The following is a 2,052-nucleotide window of genomic DNA, read 5'->3' as shown; positions in this document are numbered from 1 at the left end:
GGGCGGTGCCCGGCGCGGCACCGGCGAAGAGGCCCAGCCCGGCGTCGATCGCCTCGCCCAGCGCGTCCAGGTCGGTGACCAGGTCCAGGTCGAGGGCGACGCCGGCCGCGCCGGTGGACCGGATCAGGTTCAGCGGTACGTCCGGGGCGCAGCAGTGCACCACGGTCGGTACTCCGACCGCCTCCACCACCGTGCCCAGCAACGCCCGCGCGTCCTCCGGCTGCACCGCCCGGTACGTGCCGAAGCCGCTCTCGGTGGGCACCCGACCGGCGAGCACCGCCGGCAACGACGGTTCGTCCACCTGGAGCAGGACGGTGGCCCGGGGTACCCGGCGGGCCACCGCCGCCACGTACGCGCGCAGCCCCTCGGCGAGCGAGCCGACCAGGTCGCGTACCGCACCGGGGTCGCGCACCATCCGGCCGCCGACGGGCAGCTCCACCGAGGCGGCGAGGGTGAACGGACCGGGTGCCTGCACCTTGATCGGGCCGGCGTACTCCTCGGCCTGCTCGGCGAGCTGGTCGAGGTCGCGTTCCATCAGGTCCCGTGCGCGGCGCAGGTCCCGGCCGGGGCGCAGGGCCACCCGCCACCGCGCGGCGTAGAGCTCGACCGGCAGCTCGACCAGCAGGCCCGCGCCGCGCCCGATCATGTCCGCGCCCGGGCCACGGGCCGGCAGCTCCGGCAGGTGGGGAAGTGCGGGCAACTCACCGAGGACGATCCGCTGCGCCTCGGCGATGTCGGTGCCGGGCAGCGACCCGATGCCGGTCGCCGCGCCCGCGGGCCACGGCCAAACCTGATCACTCACGGCCGAAGGGTACCGGTCAGTCGGTGATCGTGGCGGAGCCGAGCACGATGTCACCGGCCGGGTCGGGGCGGTACGCGACGATCGCCTGACCGGCGGCGACCCCCCGGACCGGCTGCCGCAGGTCGGCACGGAACGCGTCGCCGTCCACGGTGACCTCGGCCGGCACCACGAGCCCGTGCGCCCGCAACTGCACCTCGCACTCGATCGGGGCGTCCGGACGCGGGCCGCCGGTCCAGACCGGGCGGGTGGCACGCACCTCGGCCACCTCCAGCGCCTCGGCCGGCCCGACGGTCACCGTGTTGGTCGTCGGCGTGATGGAGAGCACGTACCGGGGTCGCCCGTCCGGGGCCGGGCGGTCCAGGTGCAGCCCGCGCCGCTGACCCACGGTGTACGCGTACGCGCCGGCGTGCGTGCCCACCACCGCACCGGTGGTGGCGTCGACCACGTCGCCGGGCGTCTCGCCGAGCCGCTGGGCCAGGAAGCCCCGGGTGTCGCCGTCGGCGATGAAGCAGATGTCGTGCGAGTCGGGCTTGTCGGCCACCGCCAGGCCCCGGTCGGCGGCCTCCTGCCGGACCTGCGCCTTCGTCGAGTCACCGAGCGGGAAGATCGAACGGTCCAACTGCGCGCGGGTGAGCACGGCCAGCACGTACGACTGGTCCTTGGCGAGGTCGACGCTGCGCCGCAGCAGGCCGTCCGCGCCGAGTCGGGCGTGGTGGCCGGTGACCACGGCGTCGAAGCCCAGGGCCACCGCCCGATCCAGCACCGCGGCGAACTTGATCTTCTCGTTGCAGCGCAGGCACGGGTTCGGGGTACGCCCGGCGGCGTACTCGGCCACGAAGTCGTCGACCACGTCTTCGTGGAACCGGTCGGCCATGTCCCACACGTAGAACGGGATGCCCAGCACGTCGGCGGCGCGGCGCGCGTCCCGGGAGTCCTCCAGGGTGCAGCAGCCCCGCGCTCCGGTGCGATAGGTCTGCGGGTTGCGGGCCAGCGCCAGGTGCACACCGGTGACGTCGTGACCGGCCTGCACCGCACGCGCCGCCGCCACGGCGGAATCCACACCGCCGGACATCGCCGCCAACACCCTCACCCGGACCACGCTCCCTTCCCGCGAAGCCTATCTCCGTACCGCCGGGCGGCGGTCTCCCCCCGTCCGCGCCGGGCCGGCGTCGAGGCCGGTCCGACCGCCGAGCGTGCTACGTCAGCGCGGCGTCCGCAGCGCCGCCGCCCGCCGGGCCACCGGGGCATCC

The 2,052-nt window shown here is 75.4% G+C and carries 2 protein-coding genes; both read right to left on the bottom strand.

The window, feature by feature from the left end:
* The coding region (locus EYA84_RS31125; protein ID WP_131057762.1) for a methionine synthase at nt 1-802 on the bottom strand (802 nt) is incomplete at its 3' end.
* A 16-nt stretch (nt 803-818) separates the two neighbouring features.
* The gene (gene mnmA / locus EYA84_RS31120) at nt 819-1,892 is read right to left on the bottom strand and encodes a tRNA 2-thiouridine(34) synthase MnmA (protein WP_131057761.1); all 1,074 of its coding nucleotides are present in this window, start codon (nt 1,890-1,892) and stop codon (nt 819-821) included.
* Nucleotides 1,893-2,052 lie beyond the last annotated feature (160 nt).

This window comes from Verrucosispora sp. SN26_14.1 (genome assembly GCF_004307965.1).
In the GTDB taxonomy this organism is placed as follows: domain Bacteria; phylum Actinomycetota; class Actinomycetes; order Mycobacteriales; family Micromonosporaceae; genus Micromonospora.
Note: the sequence above shows the minus strand (reverse complement) of the source record. Positions and strands in the feature narration are given on the sequence as shown.